15 protein-coding genes and 1 pseudogene are annotated in these 17862 nt (G+C 73.7%); 9 read left to right on the top strand and 7 right to left on the bottom strand.

The window, feature by feature from the left end; all coding sequences use genetic code 11:
- Nucleotides 1-25: 25 nt before the first annotated feature.
- The 4 genes from CCO02nite_RS09585 to CCO02nite_RS09570 all read right to left on the bottom strand — a co-directional run bounded on the left by CCO02nite_RS09585 (nucleotide 26) and on the right by CCO02nite_RS09570 (nucleotide 4216).
- Entirely contained in the window at nucleotides 26-724 is a 699-nt protein-coding gene (locus CCO02nite_RS09585; RefSeq protein WP_146842921.1) for a DUF5995 family protein, read from the bottom strand.
- Nucleotides 725-815: 91 nt separating this feature from the next.
- Entirely contained in the window at nucleotides 816-1550 is a 735-nt protein-coding gene (locus CCO02nite_RS09580) for a maleylpyruvate isomerase N-terminal domain-containing protein (protein WP_146842920.1), read from the bottom strand.
- 52 nt (nucleotides 1551-1602) lie between these two features.
- Entirely contained in the window at nucleotides 1603-2823 is a 1221-nt protein-coding gene (gene metX, locus CCO02nite_RS09575) for a homoserine O-acetyltransferase MetX (RefSeq protein WP_146842919.1), read from the bottom strand.
- 73 nt (nucleotides 2824-2896) lie between these two features.
- On the bottom strand, nucleotides 2897-4216 hold the full coding sequence (locus CCO02nite_RS09570) for a bifunctional o-acetylhomoserine/o-acetylserine sulfhydrylase (protein WP_146842918.1): 1320 nt from the start codon (nucleotides 4214-4216) through the stop codon (nucleotides 2897-2899).
- A 482-nt stretch (nucleotides 4217-4698) separates the two neighbouring features.
- Between CCO02nite_RS09570 and CCO02nite_RS09565 the strand changes: the two genes are divergently transcribed.
- Both CCO02nite_RS09565 and CCO02nite_RS15710 read left to right on the top strand, forming a co-directional pair.
- Nucleotides 4699-6093 carry a C40 family peptidase gene (locus CCO02nite_RS09565; RefSeq protein WP_146842917.1) on the top strand — a complete coding sequence of 465 codons (1395 nt, stop codon included), beginning with the start codon at nucleotides 4699-4701 and terminating at the stop codon, nucleotides 6091-6093.
- A 52-nt stretch (nucleotides 6094-6145) separates the two neighbouring features.
- The gene (locus CCO02nite_RS15710; RefSeq protein WP_186812654.1) at nucleotides 6146-6562 is read left to right on the top strand and encodes a DUF2510 domain-containing protein; all 417 of its coding nucleotides are present in this window, start codon (nucleotides 6146-6148) and stop codon (nucleotides 6560-6562) included.
- Between the two features lie 22 nt (nucleotides 6563-6584).
- Here the strand turns inward: CCO02nite_RS15710 and CCO02nite_RS09555 are convergent, their stop codons facing one another.
- Nucleotides 6585-7079, bottom strand: a complete 495-nt coding sequence (locus tag CCO02nite_RS09555; RefSeq protein WP_146842916.1) for an inorganic diphosphatase — start codon at nucleotides 7077-7079, stop codon at nucleotides 6585-6587.
- A gap of 189 nt (nucleotides 7080-7268) precedes the next feature.
- Here CCO02nite_RS09555 and dacB point away from each other — a divergent pair, with 189 nt between their 5' ends.
- The 7 genes and pseudogenes from dacB to CCO02nite_RS09520 all read left to right on the top strand — a co-directional run.
- Entirely contained in the window at nucleotides 7269-8690 is a 1422-nt protein-coding gene (gene dacB, locus CCO02nite_RS09550; protein ID WP_146842915.1) for a D-alanyl-D-alanine carboxypeptidase/D-alanyl-D-alanine endopeptidase, read from the top strand.
- Between the two features lie 91 nt (nucleotides 8691-8781).
- Nucleotides 8782-9933: an Rv3626c family coenzyme F420 biosynthesis-associated protein gene (locus CCO02nite_RS09545; RefSeq protein WP_146842914.1), complete on the top strand. Its 1152-nt coding sequence runs from the start codon at nucleotides 8782-8784 to the stop codon at nucleotides 9931-9933.
- Nucleotides 9934-9938: 5 nt separating this feature from the next.
- On the top strand, nucleotides 9939-10979 hold the full coding sequence (gene tilS / locus CCO02nite_RS09540) for a tRNA lysidine(34) synthetase TilS (protein WP_146842913.1): 1041 nt from the start codon (nucleotides 9939-9941) through the stop codon (nucleotides 10977-10979).
- A 71-nt stretch (nucleotides 10980-11050) separates the two neighbouring features.
- Nucleotides 11051-11605: a hypoxanthine phosphoribosyltransferase gene (gene hpt / locus CCO02nite_RS09535; protein WP_146842912.1), complete on the top strand. Its 555-nt coding sequence runs from the start codon at nucleotides 11051-11053 to the stop codon at nucleotides 11603-11605.
- A gap of 153 nt (nucleotides 11606-11758) precedes the next feature.
- Nucleotides 11759-13795 (top strand): ATP-dependent zinc metalloprotease FtsH, encoded by a 2037-nt coding sequence (gene ftsH, locus CCO02nite_RS09530; protein WP_146842911.1) that lies wholly within the window; start codon nucleotides 11759-11761, stop codon nucleotides 13793-13795.
- Nucleotides 13792-14394: a GTP cyclohydrolase I FolE gene (gene folE, locus CCO02nite_RS09525; protein ID WP_146842910.1), complete on the top strand. Its 603-nt coding sequence runs from the start codon at nucleotides 13792-13794 to the stop codon at nucleotides 14392-14394. Before ftsH ends, folE begins: the two co-directional genes overlap by 4 nt.
- A 34-nt stretch (nucleotides 14395-14428) precedes the next feature.
- Nucleotides 14429-15016: pseudogene (locus CCO02nite_RS09520) on the top strand (1-acyl-sn-glycerol-3-phosphate acyltransferase); the annotation flags it as partial.
- Nucleotides 15017-15209: 193 nt separating this feature from the next.
- Here CCO02nite_RS09520 and CCO02nite_RS09515 read toward each other — a convergent pair.
- Both CCO02nite_RS09515 and CCO02nite_RS09510 read right to left on the bottom strand, forming a co-directional pair.
- A complete protein-coding gene (locus CCO02nite_RS09515) occupies nucleotides 15210-15569 on the bottom strand; it encodes a VOC family protein (RefSeq protein WP_146842908.1) in 360 nt (119 codons plus the stop codon).
- Nucleotides 15570-15935: 366 nt separating this feature from the next.
- On the bottom strand, nucleotides 15936-17862 hold a 1927-nt coding region (locus tag CCO02nite_RS09510; protein ID WP_146842907.1), incomplete at its 5' end, for an HNH endonuclease.

The following is a 17862-nucleotide window of genomic DNA, read 5'->3' as shown; positions in this document are numbered from 1 at the left end:
TGCCCGCGGACCCCGTCGGCGCAGGTCAGCCGAGTGCGATGAGGAGCTGCCGCCCGACGAGCCCGACCGTGCGGGCGAGCGCGTCACGCGCCGCGGAGGCCACCCAGCCCGCGTCGCGCAGGTGCCAGAGCACGAGCGCGTTCGCCCAGGCGGCGTCGCGCGCCTTGTCGATCGAGAAGTCGGAGACGAGGTCGGCCAGCGGCGACAGCGGCGCACCCGCGCGGACGACGACCTCGTCGAGGAACGACTGCCGGATGGGCCGCACCACCTCGGCGAGCACTTGGTTCACGCGCTCGAAGTCGGCGTGCACCCCGGGGGCGTGCGGCGTGACGCCGCGCGCCTCGCACGTCGCGACGACCGCGAGTGCGAGGTCGTGGTTGATGTGCGCATTCATCCCGGCGAGCGCGAACTGGATCGGCTCGATCCCGTGCGTCGTGCGGCGTTCGACGAGCGGCGCCCAGGCCTTGTTCACGTCGCGGCGGGCCGCCAGGTCGCGCGGGACGTCGAGGAACAGGTCGGCGAACCGCACGTCGAGGTCCTCGACGAACGCGGCGTCGACGAACGTGCCGTCGGTGACCCGAAGCGCCATCAGGACCGTGACCTGCCGGTACATCTCGCAGAACACACGCAGCCCGTCGCCCGCGGGCCAGACGGCGGACTCGGCGTCCATCGCCGCGACGACGTGCCCGATCGCGATCGAACCCGCCGGAGGCAGCTGCGTCATGCGCCCACTGTGGCGCACGCCCGCGCCGAGGGCCAGGGTTCACGGTGGGCCCGGGTCCACGGTCGGTCAGGGCTCACCGTCGCCCCAGGGCTCACAGGATCGGCAGCATCCGGCCCAGGTCCGGCAGGCCGTCGCTCGTCCAGCGCGGTGCGAGCGCCGCGGCGAGGCTGCTCGTGCCGCACGGCGCGCGTCCGGTGGCCAGGCGAATCCACGTCAGCGGGTCGACGACCTCGAGGTCCCAGCCGCCGCGGGCGACGACGATCGCGAGCAGCTCGCGCGCGACGAGGTCGAGCGCGCCGGGGTCGACGGGGTCCGGGCCGGCGTCGGCACCGGGGACGCGGCGCACCGAGACGGCGAGGTCGTCGGCGTGCACGACGAGCTCGATCACGCGCGAGACGGTCATGGTCGACAGCCGCACGGGTCCGCGCCGCGCCTGCACGACGAGGTCGCGGCCGTCGGCCGCCGCGAGGGTCGCGAACGCGGCGGCGGCCCGTGCGTCGATCCAGCCGACGGGGTCGGGTGCCACCTGCGCGGCGATCGCGCGTGTGGTCTCGGCGATGTCGGCGGCACGCCCCGCGTAGGTGCCGAGGTACTCGGCGAGCGTGAGCGGCGTGGTGTCCGCGGGCAGCGGCGTGCACGCGGCGAGCGCATCCATGGCGCGGCCGACGTGCGCGACCAGCGCGGTGACGGTCCAGCCCTCGAGGATCGAGGGCGCGGCGGCCACGGCGGTGTCGTCGGCCTCGACGACGACCTCGAGGATCCAGGCGCGCAGCCGGTCCCACTGGCTGTGCAGCGCGGTCGTGGCCTCGGCGAGCGTCGCGGTCATGCGCCCATCCTGCCGTGCTCGAACGGGCCCGACGACGGACTCGTCGACGCGCTCAGGGACGGGTGCGGACCCGCTCGGCGAGGAAGTCCGCGACGTGCGCGCCGACCTGGTCCTCCTCGATGAGGAAGCCGTCGTGGCCGAAGTCGGAGTGCACCACCCGCACGGGCCCGGCGCCGGGCACGTGCTCGGCGATCCGCTCGGACTGCGTGAGCGGGAAGAGCCGGTCGGTGTCGACCGCGACGACGAGCCCGCGGGCCGTGACCTGCGACAGCGCGTTGTCCACGCCCCCGCGGTCGCGGCCGAGATCGTGCGTGATCATCGTGCGCGTCAGCGTCACGTACGTGTTGGCGTCGAACCGCCGCGCGAGCTTGTCGCCGTGGTGCTCGAGGTAGGACTGCACGGCGAACCGGCCGCCCTCGAGCGGGTCCTCGGCGCCCTGCGGGATGCGGCCGAACCGCTCGTCGAGCTCGAGCGCCGACCGGTAGCTCTGGTGCGCGATCTGGCGCGCGAGGCCGAGGCCGACGTGCGGACCCTCGCCGGGTGCGGCGTCGTAGTAGTCGCCGTTGCGGAAGGCCGGGTCGCCGTGGATCGCGGCGAGCTGGGTGTGGAAGTTCGCGATCTGGTCGCCCGAGGTCTGCGCGGTCGTCGCGATCGCGGCGAACGCCTCGACGCGGTGCGGCTCGGACGCGGCCCACTCGAGCACGCGCTGCCCGCCCATCGACGCGCCGATCACGAGCGCCCACGAGCGGATGCCGAGCAGGTCCGCGAGGCGCACCTCGGCGGCCACCTGGTCGCGCACCGACAGCCGCGGGAACCGCGAGCCCCACGGCTTGCCGTCGGGCGCGTCCGACGAGGGTCCGGTGGAGCCCTGACAGCCGCCCAGCACGTTGGGGGCGACGACGAACCAGCGGTCGGTGTCGATCGGGGCGCCGGGCCCGACCATCGACTGCCACCAGCCGGCGGTCGGGTGACCGTCGCCGGCAGGTCCGGTGACGTGGGAGTCGCCGGTCAGGGCGTGCAGCACGAGCACGGCGTTGCTGCTGTCCTCGTCGAGCGTGCCCCAGGTCTCGAAGGCGAGCCGCACGGCGGGCAGTCGACCGCCCGACTCGAGCGCGAACGGGCCCAGGTCGGCGAACTCGCGGCGGCCGACGGGGTCGCCCTGGCGCCACGCCGAGGAGGCGGGCACGGGGGCTCGCTGCGGCACCGGCAGGCGGCTCGCCCGGGTGCGGGCGTGCGGCGCGCGCGCGGTGGCTGCGGCGTTCTCGTCGGACACGAGGAACCAATCTACGCAGGGGTGGGGCGGGTGGCCCGTCCTGACCGCGGGTCGGGACGGGCCACCCGGGGGGTCAGGCGCCCTTGGCGGCGCGGAAGCCCGCGTCCAGGTCGGCCAGGATGTCGTCGATGTGCTCGATGCCGACCGCGAGCCGCACGAGCCCGGGGGTCACGCCGGACAGCGCCTGCTCGTCGGGCGTGAGCTGGCTGTGCGTCGTCGAGGCCGGGTGGATGACGAGCGAGCGCACGTCGCCGATGTTCGCGACGTTGGAGTGCAGCTCGAGCGCCGAGACGAACGCCTGCCCGGCCTCGGTGCCGCCGTCGATCTCGAACGCGAGCACCGCACCTCCGCCGCGGGGCGCGTACTTGAGCTGGTTGGCGTGCCACGGGCTGGACTCGAGACCCGCGTAGTGCACGCCGAGGACGTCGTCGCGCGCCTCGAGCCACTGCGCGACCTTCGTCGCGTTCTCGACGTGCCGCTCGACGCGCAGCGAGAGCGTCTCGATGCCCTGCGCGATGAGGAACGCGTTGAACGGCGAGATCGCGGCGCCCAGGTCGCGCAGGAGCTGGATGCGCGCCTTGAGGATGTACGACAGGTTCACGCCGAACAGGCCGCCGACGCCGAGCGTCTTGGCGATCTCGAGCCCGTGGTACGAGGGATCGGGCGCGTTGAAGCCGGGGAAGCGGTCGGGGTGCTGCGCGTAGTCGAACGAGCCGCCGTCGACGATCACGCCGCCGATCGCCGAACCGTGCCCGCCGAGGTACTTCGTCGCGGAGTGCACGACGACGTCCGCACCCCACGACAGCGGGTTGATGAGGTACGGCGTCGCGACCGTGTTGTCGACGATCAGCGGTGCGCCGTACTCGTGAGCGACCCCCGCGACGAGCTCGATGTCGAGGATGTCGGACTTCGGGTTCGGGATCGTCTCGGCGAAGAACGCCTTGGTGTTCGGCCGGATCGCCGCGCGCCACGCGTCCGCGTCGTGCGGGTCGGTCACGAACGTCGTCTCGACGCCGAGCTTGGGCAGCGTGTAGTGCAGCAGGTTGTAGGTGCCGCCGTAGAGCGACGGGCTCGCGACGATGTGGTCGCCCGCCTCGGCGACGTTGAGGATCGCGAACGTCGCGGCGGCCTGGCCGGACGCCACGAGCAGCGCGCCGACGCCGCCCTCGAGCGACGCGATGCGGTTCTCGACGACCTCCTGCGTCGGGTTGCCGATGCGCGTGTAGATCGGGCCGAGGTCCTGCAGCGCGAACCGTGCGGCGGCCGTGCCGGCGTCGGGGAACACGTAGGACGTGGTCTGGTAGATCGGCAGCGCGCGGGCGCCGGTGGTGGGGTCGGGCTGCTGGCCGGCGTGGACCTGGCGGGTCTCGAAGCTCCAGTTCTCGTTGCTCATGGGTCTGCTCCTCGCTTCGGGTGGATGGATACCGACTGCGGTGACCACGGGGAGCTCGGGCAGCCGACATCCCCCGCGGTGCGGGTTCGGGGTGGGCGCACGGATCGAGCGGTGCTGGGGCGGGGGTCGGGGTCCGGCCGTCAGGGGCGGATGACCTGCCCGCGGGCATGGCCGAGCGTGCGCTGTCAGCGACACATTCGGCAGAACATGTTGCGGAGGCTATGCGACTCGACCTCCGCCGCGGGACGTCCGTCTCACATCCCGGACGTGAATCACCCGAACGCGTGCGCGCGGTGTCGTCCGACGTCCGGTTCGTCCCGAGATTCGCGGCCGTGGGCCGTGTGACTCGTGGGACTCGTGTGACTGGTGTTCACTTCTGTGGCGCAGACCGGTAGCGTCCCGAGAGGTCGTCGTGGACGGCCGCGCGGGCCCTGCGCCCGCGGCGACGAGGACGACGAGACGGCTCACGGGGGTACGCGACGGTGGACGACCGGGGACGGCTGCGCTGGGCGGGCGCTGCGGCGACGGCCGCGATGCTCGTCGGGCTGCTCGTCGGCGTCGCGCCGGGCGCGCTCGCGGACCCGACCGCGCCGAGCGACCAGGACGTGCGCGACGCGCAGGCCGCGGTCGACGACGCGCAGCGGTCGGTCGCCGAGATGGAGATCCGGCTCGCCGAGCTGTCCACCGCGGCCGACGCCGCGGACGTCCAGGTGCAGATCGCGGGCGAGTCGTACACGCGGGCACTCGTCGCGGCGCAGGACGCGCAGGACAAGGCCGACGAGGCCGCGGAGCGCTCCGCGAAGGCCGACTCCGAGGCCGAGACCTCGCGGCGTGAGCTCGTCGCGATCGCCCGTCAGATCGCGCGGTCCGGCGGCTCGGCGGACATGATCGAGGCGCTGCTCTCGGCCGACGGGTTCCAGGACGTCGCCAGCCGTACCAGCGCGCTCGACCAGTTCACCGCCAAGACCGACGACGCGGTCCAGCGCTACCGGGCCGCCCAGCTCGTCGCCTCGACGCTCGCGGAGCAGTCCGACACCGCCGCGCAGGACGCCAAGGACGCACAGACCGCCGCGCAGGACGCGCTCGCCGAGGCCCAGCAGGTCGCGGACGACGCGGACGCCGCGCGCGTCGCCGGTGAGCAGGAGCGCAACGGCCTGCTCGTCGCGCTCTCGCAGGCGCGTCAGACCAGCGTCGACGTCGAGCGTCGCCGGCAGGACGCGCTCGACGAGGAGCGCCGCCGCCGCGAGCAGCTCGACAACCAGCCGAGCCCGGACCCGACGACCCCGCCGTCCAACCCGACCACGCCCCCGTCGAACCCGACCACCCCGCCGTCCGACCCGACCACGCCGCCGTCGAACCCGACCACGCCGCCGTCGAACCCGACGACCCCGCCGTCCGACCCGACGACCCCGCCGACGACCCCCCCGGTCACGCCGTCGCCGTCGCCGACACCGACGAAGCCGCCCGCCACGCCGCCCTACGGACTGGGTACCGGGCGTTCGGTCGGCTCCGCGCAGGACGGGCTCGAGGCGCTCTCGTCGGCCAAGAGCAAGATCGGTGCGCCCTACGTCTGGGGCGGCACGGGTCCGGGGTACGACTGCTCGGGCCTGACGATGACGTCCTGGAGCGCCGCGGGCGTCGCGATCAACCGGACGTCCCGTGACCAGTACAAGCAGGTCCTCAAGATCAGCTACAACGACCTGCGCCCGGGCGACCTGGTGTTCTGGAGCACCGACCCGTCCAACCCCGACTCGATCTACCACGTCGCGATGTGGGCGGGCAACGGACAGATCGTCGAGGCCCCGCGACCGGGCCTGACGGTGCGCCTGACCACGATGCGCTGGGGCGGCACGATGCCCTACGCCGGCCGTCCCTGACGCCGGGCACGCCGCGTCTTAACCTGCGCCCATGGCGTGCCGATGCGACGGCATGAGCGTTCCTCCGCCGACGACGGCGCCCGGTTGGTACGTGGACGGTGAGACACCCGGCGTGGTCCGGTGGTTCGACGGGGCCGGCTGGACGGAGCACACCCAGCCGCTCGCGCCCGCCGCGGGCGTACCGGCGCCCCGGCCGTCCGACGAGACGGGGCCGGGCAGCGCGGTGCACTGGCTGGTCCCCGTCGGCAGGTCGTGGCAGTCCGTGACCGCCGGCTACGTCGGCCTGTTCTCGCTGCTGGTCTGGCCCCTCGGACCCGTGGCGATCGGCCTCGGCGTGTGGGCGCTGGTCCGCGCGCGGCACGGCGGGCACGGGCGTGGGCGCGCGATCTTCGCGATCGTCGCCGGCGTCGTCGCGACGGGTGCCGGCCTCATGTGGCTCGACCTCAGTCGTCAGTTCGCCAACATCTAGTCCGACGAGTAGTCCGACGAGGTCAGTGGTCGTAGCCCGCGTCGATGGCGCGCTGGCGCGAACGCTCGATCTCGGCCTCGGCCTCGGCCTTGCCCGTCCAGTGCGCACCCTCGACGGACTTGCCCGGCTCGAGGTCCTTGTAGACCTCGAAGAAGTGCTGGATCTCGAGGCGGTGGAAGTCCGAGACGTCGTCGATGTCCTGGCGCCAGGCGGCGCGCTGGTCGCCCGTCGGCACGCACAGCACCTTGTCGTCGCCGCCGGCCTCGTCGCGCATGCGGAACATGCCGAGCGCGCGGCAACGGATCAGGCAGCCGGGGAACGTGGGCTCCTCGAGCAGCACGAGCGCGTCGAGCGGGTCGCCGTCCTCGCCGAGCGTGCCCTCGATGAACCCGTAGTCGTCGGGGTAGCGCGTCGAGGTGAAGAGCATGCGGTCGAGGCGGATGCGCCCCGTCGCGTGGTCGACCTCGTACTTGTTGCGCTGACCCTTGGGGATCTCGATCGTGACGTCGAACTCCACAGCTCTCCTGTCCGCTGCGTCCGTCGCCCTCGTCGGACGGTCGCGCGTGGTGGTCTCGCGGCGCGCCGCTCGGTATCGGGCGCGCGCTGCTGTGCATAGTCTGACGCACCGGCGGCAGACTCGTCCCCCTCAGGCCCTTCCCGGGGATGGTGACGAGCGGCACAGGACGACGAGACGGGCGCGACGACGATGAGCACGGGAGCACGCGTGATGGGCGTGACGATGCTCGTCGTGGTGCTCGCGGCCACCGGTTACGTGTACGCCGATGCGCGGGATCTGGTGCCCGGCCTGGTCACGCTCGAGCCGACCCCCGAGCCCGCGGCCCCGTTCCCCACGGCGCCGGGCGCGGTCGAGGCGCCCGAGCTCACCACCGCGCTCACCGCGCTCGACCCGGCCGCGCCCGAGCCCGCCGCGGACCGCGTGCAGGCGCTCGTCGACGAGATGGCGGCCGACTCCCGCCTGGGCGGCGAGAAGAACGTCAGCGTCCTGGTCACCGACCAGCTCACCGGCGAGGTCGTCGCGTCGCACCGCAGCGAGACGCCGCGCACGCCCGCGTCGACCGCCAAGCTCGTCACCGCGACCGCTGCGCTCGGCTCGGTGCCGGGGACCTCGACCGTCGCGACGAGGGTCGTGCAGGGCGACGCCGCGGACGCGCTCGTGCTCGTCGGGGGCGGGGACATGATGCTGGCCGCGGACGCGGGCGACCCGGATGCCGTGCTCGGCCACGCGGGCCTGGGCGACCTCGCGCGCGCGACCGCGAAGGACCTGCGACTGCGCGGCGTCACGAGCGTCACGCTCACGGTCGACGACTCGCTGTTCTCCGGACCGAGCGTCAACCCCGACTGGGACCCCGTCGACCTGTCGCTCGGCTACGTCGCGCCGGTCACGTCGATCGCCGTGAACATCGCCAAGACGAAGGCCGGGGAGTACGTCCCGCGCTACGCCGACCCGTCGCAGCACGCGGCGGGCGTGTTCGCGGACCGCCTCGAGGAGGCCGGGATCACCGTCGAGGGGTCGGTGCGGCACGGCGTCGCGTCCGAGGGTGCCGCGCAGCTGGCCGAGGTGCGGTCCGCGCCGCTGGCGGACGTGGTCGCGTTCTTCCTCGAGTCGTCGGACAACACGATCACCGAGGTCGTCGCCCGGCTCGTCGCGCTCGACCAGGGGCTGCCGGGCAGCTTCGACGGCGCGACGCAGGCCGTGCTGCGCGTCGTCGCGGGCATGGGCGTGGACACCACGGGCGCACACCTGTCCGACGCGTCCGGCCTCGCGCGCGGGTCCACGCTGACGGTCGAGACGCTCGACGACCTGCTCACGCTCGTCGTCGATCCGGGCCGGCCGATGCTGCGCTCGATCGCGGCGGGCATGCCGATCGGCGGCCTGACCGGCACGCTCGCGGACCGCTACCTCGAGTCGCCCGCGCGCGGGATGGTGCGTGCCAAGACGGGCAGCCTCGCGAACACGAGCGGCCTGGCGGGGACCGTGCAGGACGCCGACGGACGTCAGCTCGTCTTCGCGGTGCTGGCCCGCACGCCCGACGCGTGGCAGGGCGGCGCGCGGCAGGCCATCGACGCGTGGGTGACGCAGGTCCAGGCCTGCGGCTGCAGGGGTTGACGTCCGGCTGACGTCCGGCCGGCGAGTAACCGGCGTCCGGCCGACGAGGAAGCGGCGACCGGCCGACGAGCAGCACGGTTACCGTGTCCGCATGGACAGCCTGGGACCCGTGGACTGGGACACCGCCGCGTCGGTCGCGCGCCGCCTGAGCCGGCCGGGGCCGCGCGCCGGCCGGGACCAGCTCGACGAGCTCGTCGGACAGCTGCGTGAGTCCGCGACGCGCGCCGCCGTGGAAGCCTCCCGGACCACGCGTCTGGTCCCCGCGGACGGCCGCCCGCCGCAGGAGGTCTCGCGCGTGCTCGTCGTGGACCGTGCGGGCTGGGCACGCGCGAACGCGCAGATGTTCGCTGTGCTCGCCGGACCGCTGACCGAACCGCTCGCCGGACCGCCCGCCGAACCGCTCGGCGGGGCGCCCGTGGCCGACGACGCGCCCGTCCCGTCGGCCGGTTCGCGCAGGTCCGCCGGGATGCAGGTCGGCGCGGGCCTCGCGTTCCTCTCGGGCAAGGTGCTCGGGCAGTTCGACCCGTTCACGCCGCCCGTCCCGCCCGGGGGCGGTCCGCGGGACCCGCTCGCGCCCGGCGAGGGGCGGCTCCTGCTCGTCGCGCCCAACGTGCTCCACCTGGAACGCGTCCTCGGCGTCGACCCGGCGGACTTCCGGCTGTGGGTCGCGCTGCACGAGCAGACGCACGCGCTGCAGTTCGCGGCCGCGCCGTGGCTCGCGCCGCACCTGCGCGCGCGGTTCTCGCTCGTCCTGGCTAACCTCGTCGGCGGCACCGAACCGGACGCGTCGGGCGACCTCGCCGAGCGGTTCTCGAGCCTCGTCGAGCGGGCCGTGCAGGCCGTGACGAAGCCCGACGGCAGCGTGCTCGACGCGCTGTCCGACGAGCAACGCGTCGTCGTCGACGAGGTCGGTGCGGTGATGTCGCTGCTCGAGGGGCACGCCGACGTCGCGATGGACGCCGTCGGACGGCGCGTGGTGCCGTCGGTGCGGCAGATCCGCGCGAAGTTCGAGGCGCGCCGGGACAGCGCCGCCCGCAAGCGCGGGGCCGCGGGCCTGCTGCGGCGGCTGCTCGGGATGGACGCCAAGCTCGCGCAGTACCGCGACGGGGCCGACTTCGTCCGGCACGTGCGCGGAGCCGTGGGGCTGACCGGGTTCAACGCGGTGTGGGAGTCGGTCGAGCACCTCCCGACGCCCGCGGAGATCGAGGACCCCGCAGCGTGGGTCCGCCGCGTGCACGGCTGACGACCATGCCCGGACCGGCCCCCGCCGTCGCTCGGGTGCGCTCGGCGGTGCGCTCCGCACTCGCCGACGTGCCCCCCGGCGCGCTCGTGCTCGTCGCGTGCTCCGGCGGTCCGGACTCGCTCGCGCTGGCCGCCGCGGCCGCGTTCGTCGTGCCGCGCCTGCACCGCGGGTCCGACGACGCAGCGCCCGCTCGCGTCGGCGCGGTCGTCGTCGACCACGGTTGGGCGCCCGGATCCGACGAGGTGGCCGCGGCCGCTGCCGCGACGTGCCGCACGCTCGGGCTCGACCCGGTGCACGTCGTCGTCGTGCGACCCGGCAGCGCCGGGGGACCGGAGGCGGCCGCCCGGACCGCCCGCTACGAGGCCCTCGCGGACGTCGCCGCGCGCACCGGTGCGGCGGCGGTGCTGCTTGGGCACACGCTCGACGACCAGGCCGAGACGGTCCTGCTCGGGCTCGCCCGCGGCTCCGGCGCGCGGTCCCTGGCCGGCATGGCGCCGCGCCGGGGGCTGCTGCGCCGACCGCTGCTCGGGGTGCCGCGCGCGGACACGCTCGCCGCGTGCGACGCGCTGGGCCTGACACCGTGGCACGACCCGACCAACGCCGGCGCACCCGAGCACCCGCTGCGCAGCCGGGTCCGCGCGCAGGTGCTCCCCGTCCTGGAGGAGGTGCTCGGTCCCGGCGTCGCGGCCGCGCTCGCACGCTCCGCCGACCAGCTCCGGGAGGACGCCGACGCACTCGATGCGGCCGCCCTCGCGGTGCCGGCGTACGGGTCGGCGGACGGGTCGGCGGACGAGGTGGCGGGCGGGGTGGCGGACGGCCTCGACGTCGCCGCGCTCGCACCTCTGCCCGACGCCGTCCGTCGTCGCGTCCTGCGTCGGGCGGCCCTCGACGCGGGCTGCCCCGCCGGCGCGTTGCGCCGCGAGCACGTGCTCGGGCTCGACGCGCTCGTCGTGGACTGGCACGGGCAGGGCCCGGTCGACCTGCCGGGCGGTCGGGCGGCCCGCCGCTCCTGTGGCAGGCTGGTGATCGGGCCCGCCGGGGCATGACGGTCCCGGACTCCTCGAGGCTCACCGAACCGTCCTGGCGCTCCCGGCCAGGCCGACGACCAGGAGCACCAGTGGACCCTGCGGACATGGGACGCGACCTCGAGCGGGTGCTGCTCACGCAGGAGCAGCTGCACGCCCGGCTCGACGAGATCGCGGCGCAGATCGACGCGGACTACGCGGACAAGGAGCTGCTGCTCGTCGGCGTGCTCAAGGGTGCCGTGATGGTCATGGCGGACCTCGCGCGGCGGCTGCACGCCCCCGTGCAGATGGACTGGATGGCCGTCTCGTCGTACGGCTCGGGCACCAAGTCCTCCGGCGTCGTGCGCATCCTCAAGGACCTCGACACGGACCTGACCGGCCGGCACGTGCTGGTCGTCGAGGACATCATCGACTCCGGGCTCACGCTGTCGTGGCTGCTGTCGAACCTGCGCAGCCGCGGGCCGGAGAGCGTCGAGATCGCGACGATGCTGCGCAAGCCCGAGGCGGCCAAGGTCGAGGTCGACGTGAGGTACGTCGGCTTCGACATCCCGCCCGAGTTCGTCGTCGGGTACGGCCTGGACTACGCCGAGAAGTACCGCAACCTGCCGTTCGTCGGGACGCTCGCACCGCACGTCTACGGGGCGTGACCGGGTCCGACGAGGCAGGAGCGTGACGTCCGGCGCTCGCTGTGGGCCGATGTGCCCTTGGCGAACACCGCACGGAACGCACGGTTCGACCGTGTACTTTCGACCGATCAGCCCGTCGGAGCAGGAGGTTGAGGGGCTCGGCCCCGAACGCCCATGAATGTCAAGCGCTTAGTTCGCGGTCCCCTGCTGTGGATCGCCCTGGCGGTCGTGCTGCTCTGGATCGGCGTGAGCACGCTGGCCCAGCCCAACGTCCGCTCGATCGACACCTCCGACGGCCTGTCCCTGCTCGCGGACGGCAAGGTCGAGCAGGCGAAGATCACCGACGGCGTGCAGCGCGTCGACCTCACGCTCACCGAGCCGTTCGAGAAGGACGGCGAGGACTACGGCAAGCTCGTCACGTTCCAGTACGTGGTGCCGCAGGGCGAGACCGTGGTCCAGGCGGTCGCGGACGCGGACCCGCCCAAGGGCTTCACCTCGGTCAACCCGCAGACGTCGTGGTGGAGCAGCCTGCTCACGCTGATCCTGCCGTTCATCATCATCCTGGGCATCTTCTGGTTCCTGATGGCGAACATGCAGGGCGGCAGCTCGCGCGTCATGAGCTTCGGCAAGTCGCGCGCCAAGCTGGTCTCCAAGGAGTCCCCGCAGGTCACGTTCGCCGACGTCGCGGGTGTCGACGAGGCGGTCGAGGAGCTCCAGGAGATCAAGGACTTCCTCACCGAGCCGGCCAAGTTCCAGGCCGTGGGCGCCAAGATCCCCAAGGGCGTGCTGCTCTACGGCCCGCCCGGGACCGGCAAGACCCTGCTGGCGCGCGCCGTCGCGGGCGAGGCCGGCGTGCCGTTCTACTCGATCTCCGGTTCCGACTTCGTCGAGATGTTCGTCGGCGTCGGTGCCAGCCGTGTGCGCGACCTGTTCGAGCAGGCCAAGCAGAACGCGCCGGCCATCATCTTCGTCGACGAGATCGACGCCGTGGGCCGTCACCGCGGCGCCGGCCTGGGCGGCGGGCACGACGAGCGCGAGCAGACGCTCAACCAGATGCTCGTCGAGATGGACGGCTTCGACGTCAAGACGAACGTCATCATGATCGCGGCCACCAACCGGCCCGACATCCTCGACCCCGCGCTGCTGCGTCCCGGCCGCTTCGACCGTCAGGTCGCCGTCGAGCCGCCGGACCTCAAGGGCCGCGAGAAGATCCTGTCGGTCCACGCGCAGGGCAAGCCGATGGCGCCGCACGTCGACCTCACGGCCGTCGCGCGCCGTACGCCCGGCTTCACGGGCGCCGACCTCGCGAACGTGCTGAACGAGGCCGCGCTGCTCACCGCGCGCCAGAACGGCACGATCATCGACGACCACGCGCTGGACGAGGCGATCGACCGCGTCGTGGCCGGCCCGCAGAAGCGCACGCGCGTCATGAACGTCAAGGAGCAGAAGCTCACGGCGTACCACGAGGGCGGCCACGCGCTCGTCGCGGCGGCGCTGCGCTACACCGACCCGGTCACCAAGGTGACGATCCTGCCGCGCGGTCGCGCGCTGGGCTACACGATGGTCATGCCCGTGGAGGACAAGTACTCGGTCACGCGCAACGAGCTGCTCGACCAGCTCGCGTACGCGATGGGCGGGCGCGTCGCCGAGGAGCTGGTGTTCCACGACCCGACCACGGGTGCCGGCAACGACATCGAGAAGGCGACAGCCACCGCGCGGCGCATGGTCACGCAGTTCGGCATGAGCAGCCGGCTCGGCGCGATCCGGCTCGGTCAGGACTCGGGCGAGGTCTTCCTCGGCCGCGACGTCGGCCACCAGCGCGACTACTCCGAGGAGGTCGCAGGCTCGATCGACCTCGAGGTGCGCGCGATGATCGAGGACGCGCATGACGAGGCGTGGTCGATCCTCGTCGAGTACCGCGACGTGCTCGACCACCTGGTGCTCGAGCTGCTCGAGAAGGAGACGCTGAACGCGGCACAGCTCGCGGAGATCTTCCAGCCGATCGTCAAGCGCCCGCCGCGGCAGGTGTGGCTCTCGAGCGACCAGCGCGCCGTCTCGGACCGCCCGCCCGTGCTCACGGCAGGCGAGAAGGCGGCGCTGAACGGCCACACGGTCGTGCCCGAGGACGAGGCCGCGGCCGCCAACCACGAGCGTCCGCCGAGCGAGGTCATCGAGGTGCCCCCGGGCCAGACGCCCGAGGTCGACGGATGATCACCCCGATCACGCCGCCGTCCGGCGCTGTAGGGGAGTACGACGAGGCGCGGGCCCGCGCCGCCGTCCGCGAGCTGCTGATCGCCGTCGGCGAGGACCCGGACCGCGAGGGCCTGCTCGAGACGCCGGCGCGGGTCGCCCGCGCCTACCGGGAGATCTTCGCCGGCCTGCGGCAGGTGCCGTCGGACGTGCTGACCACGACCTTCGACCTCGGCCACGAGGAGATGGTCCTGGTCAAGGACATCGAGGTGTACTCCACCTGCGAGCACCACCTCGTTCCGTTCCACGGCGTCGCGCACGTCGGCTACATCCCCGGCGAGGACGGGCGGATCACGGGCCTGTCCAAGCTCGCGCGGCTCGTCGACGTGTTCGCCCGGCGCCCGCAGGTGCAGGAGCGGCTGACGTCGCAGATCGCCGACGCGCTCGTCGAGCACCTCGAGCCGCGCGGAGCGATCGTCGTGGTCGAGTGCGAGCACCTGTGCATGTCGATGCGCGGCGTCCGCAAGCCCGGCTCACGGACGGTGACCTCGGCCGTTCGTGGCCAGATGCGCGCCACCGCGACGCGTGCCGAGGCGATGAGCCTGATCCTCGGCCGCTGACCGGCCCCGCGACCAACGACAGGAGGGCGGACCGATGGGGGTGCGCCGCACGACCGCCCTCGCCTACTGGCGGGTGAGCCGATGGAAGCTCGTCACCGAACGTGTGCCGCGCGACGGCGTCGGCATCATCCTCGGGGCGCCGCACACGTCCGCCTGGGACTTCGCGTTGATGCTCGGCATCGCCTGGGAGCAGCAGCTCACCTTCCGGTGGCTGGGCAAGCACACGCTGTTCGGCGGCGTCGCCGGGCCGCTGATGCGGGCGCTCGGCGGCATCCCGGTCGATCGACGCAACCCCGCCGGCCTGGTCGACGACCTCGTCGCGAGGGCCAGGTCCGGCGAGCGGTTCTACCTCGTCGTCACCCCCGAGGGCACGCGCCACGGCTCGGGCTGGAAGTCCGGCTTCTACCGCATCGCCCGCAGCACCGGCTGGTCGGTCACCCTCGGGTACGTCGACCGCACGACGCGGACCGCCGGTCTGGGCCCGACCGTCGAGCTCACGGGCGATCCCCGCGCCGACATGGACGTCATCCGCGCGTTCTACGCCGACAAGTCCGGCTTCCATCCCGAGCTGCGCACCGAACCCCGCCTCGCCGCCGAGACGACCCCGGACCCGACCGCGACGGACGAGCCCGCCCCGGACCCGACCGCGACAGACGAGCCCGCCCCGGACCCGACCGCGACAGACGAGCCCGCCCCGGACCCGACCGCGACGGTCGAGCCCGCCTCGGAGTAGTCGCCGCCGCGACAGCGCAGCGCCCACATCCGGGTGCGCGGCGCGCATGTCGGTTCAGGACGAGGACGCGCTGTTGTGCCGGTCAGGACGTCGTGCTCTCGTAGAGGCCGATGTGGTTGCCGTCCGGGTCGGAGAACACTGCCCACGAGCTCGTCTCGGTGATGGGTTCCTTGCCCATCAGCACGGTCCCGCCGAGCTCGACCGCCTTGGCCAGCGCTTCGTCGATCGAGTCGACCTCGACGTAGCTGCGGGGCTGCGTGAAGCCCTCCGAGCGCGGCGCGAGCCCGCCGCCGCTGATCTTGTTCGGCGCCTGCCACATGGGGTAGCCCTCGAAGCCGGGGACGTCGGCGATGTCCCAACCGAACACGCCGCCATAGAACTGTGCGGCCGCCGCCAGGTCAGCGACCGGGATGTCGATGTGCGTGATGTCGCCGTGAGGCATGGCGTACTCCTGCGCTCGGTCCGGGGCGCCGCGCGCCCGAGATGCGGATGAATCGGACCCCGGCAGCGTATGCCGGAGCACGCCTGCGTGCCGACCGCGTGCCGATCGTCCCCACGTCCCCTCCGACCGTGTGCCGACGGTCCGCGCGTCCGTGCCGACCGTGTGTCGACGGACCCCCGTCCCCTCCGACCGTGCGTCGACGGACCCCCGTCCCCTCCGACCGTGTGTCGACGGACCCCCCGTCCCCTCCGACCGTGTGCCGACGGTCCCCGCGCCCGTGCTGACCGTGTGCCGACGGTCCGCGCGTCCGTGCCTACCGTCCGCGCGTACGTTCCGATGGCGCGGCGTCGGGAGTGGTGGGCGTGGTCAGAAGGGTGGTGGTTGGTCGGCCGAGGACCGTTCCGTGTGATGTCCGCGGCCGAGCAGCTCGTTCCAGCCGTCGGCGCCGGGTCGTGTCTCGTAGGTCAGGCCCAGGGGTGTGCGCCAGCGGAACACGCCGGGTGATACCTGGGTCACCCGGAACGCACCGGTGCTCTTGACGGTGTGGCAGGACCGGCAGGCGGGGGCGAGGTTGTCGGCGCTGGTGGGTCCGGGTGGTTGGTCGGGGGCCCATGGGGGTGGGTGGAACTCGATGGTGTGGTCGAGGTCGGCGCCTGAGGCTGGTGAGGAGCACGAGGGCGCGTAGCACTGCCGGTCTCGGGCTCGGACGTGGTGTTCGATGTCGGCGGGTGGCTTGTAGCGGGTCCTGCCGACGTCGAGGACAGCGTTGCTCAGCGGGTCGGTCACGATCCGACGCCAGACTCCGCCCCGGGCGAGCGCGCGGGCCTGGGCGGCGCTGATCGGGCCGTGCCCGGCGAGCTCGGCCGGTGCGTCGTCGAGCCCGATCAGGGTCTCGAGTGAGACGACGACGTCGATGTTCACGCGTGGGCGTCGGCGTCTGGCCTCGGCCGCGAGGTCGCCGCCGACCGGCGTCGAGGCGTCGGCGGACACGGCACCCGTCGATGCAGGGCCGGGCGATACGACCCGGATCGACGCAGCACCAGCCGGTGCGAGGCCAGTCGACACAGCACCAGCCGGTGCGAGGCCAGGCGACACAGCACCAGCCGGTGCGAGGCCAGTCGACGCTGCGCCCGTCGGCGCGGAGCTCGCCGACGCGGGGTCGCTCGACGCGGGATCGCTCGGCGCGGGGTCGGCGGGCGCGGGATCGCTCGACGCGGAGCTCGTCGACGCGGCGTCGCTCGACGCGGGGCCGCTCGGCGCGGGGTCGGTGGGCGCGGGATCGCTTGACGCGGGGTCGCTGGGCGCGGGGTCGGTGGGCGCGGGGTCGCTTGACGCGGGGTCGCTGGGCGCGGGGTCGCTTGACGCGGGGTCGCTGGGCGCGGGGTCGGTGGGTGCGGGGTCGCCCGCGCGGGGTGTTGGGGTCGCGGGCGGGTCGGCGTGGGTGCACGGTGGCGTCGGTGTGCCGAAGGGTGTCGGTGCCGGGCCGTGCGCGTCCAGGTCCGGGTCATCCGAGTCGAGCGCGTTCTCGCCGAGGGTCAGGTCGATCAGGGTGTCGGCGCGTAGCTGGTCGAGGGTGCGCGGGTCACCCGTGGCGCGTCGGGCGCGCGCGACGGACTCGAGCACGCTGTCCAGGGCGGCGGCGGTCTCGGCGGGCAGGACCGCGCGCAGGCTCGACATGCCGTCCGGTAACGCACGGGGCCGCTCCACCCGCCGGGTGCGCCGCGCCTCACGGTGGGCGCCCGCGGCGTACTGGGCGTCGGCGGCGATGATCGCCCGCTCCAGATCGGCGCTGAGCTGGGTCGGGGTGCGCCGGTTCGCACCGGGCAGGACCTGCTCCTGGACGAGCTCGGCGACCTGCCAGGGCACGTCCGCCAGCCGGCGCACCACGATCCGGCCACGCACCTCGTCCAGGTCCCCACCCAGCAACGCCTGCGTCGTGGGCTGCAGACCCGCACCCATCGCGTGCCCCTCACGTACCAGGTGCTGTGCGGCCTGCTTGGAGCACCCCAGCCGCCAGGCGATCTCCGTCGCCGCGAGCCGGTCCCCCGCGAGCGCGTGACCGCTCATCGAGGTGTGCCGCGCGAGCGCCGCGGCCATCAACGCCCGGCGTGCGTACAACCAGCCCGACAGGCGGTCGGCGGCCGCGATCCCCTCCAACCACAACAGCGCATCAGGGTCCACCCCGTCGGCCACCGCGGCCGCCGACTCCGGATCGACCGTGCACACCGCCGCCCGCACCGACGCCGCCCACTCCAGCGCGTCCTGCTCCTCATCGACCAGGTCACCCTCGGGA

It is taken from the genome of Cellulomonas composti (assembly GCF_007990245.1).
Lineage (GTDB): Bacteria > Actinomycetota > Actinomycetes > Actinomycetales > Cellulomonadaceae > Cellulomonas > Cellulomonas composti.
This window is presented reverse-complemented; position numbering and strand designations above follow the sequence as displayed.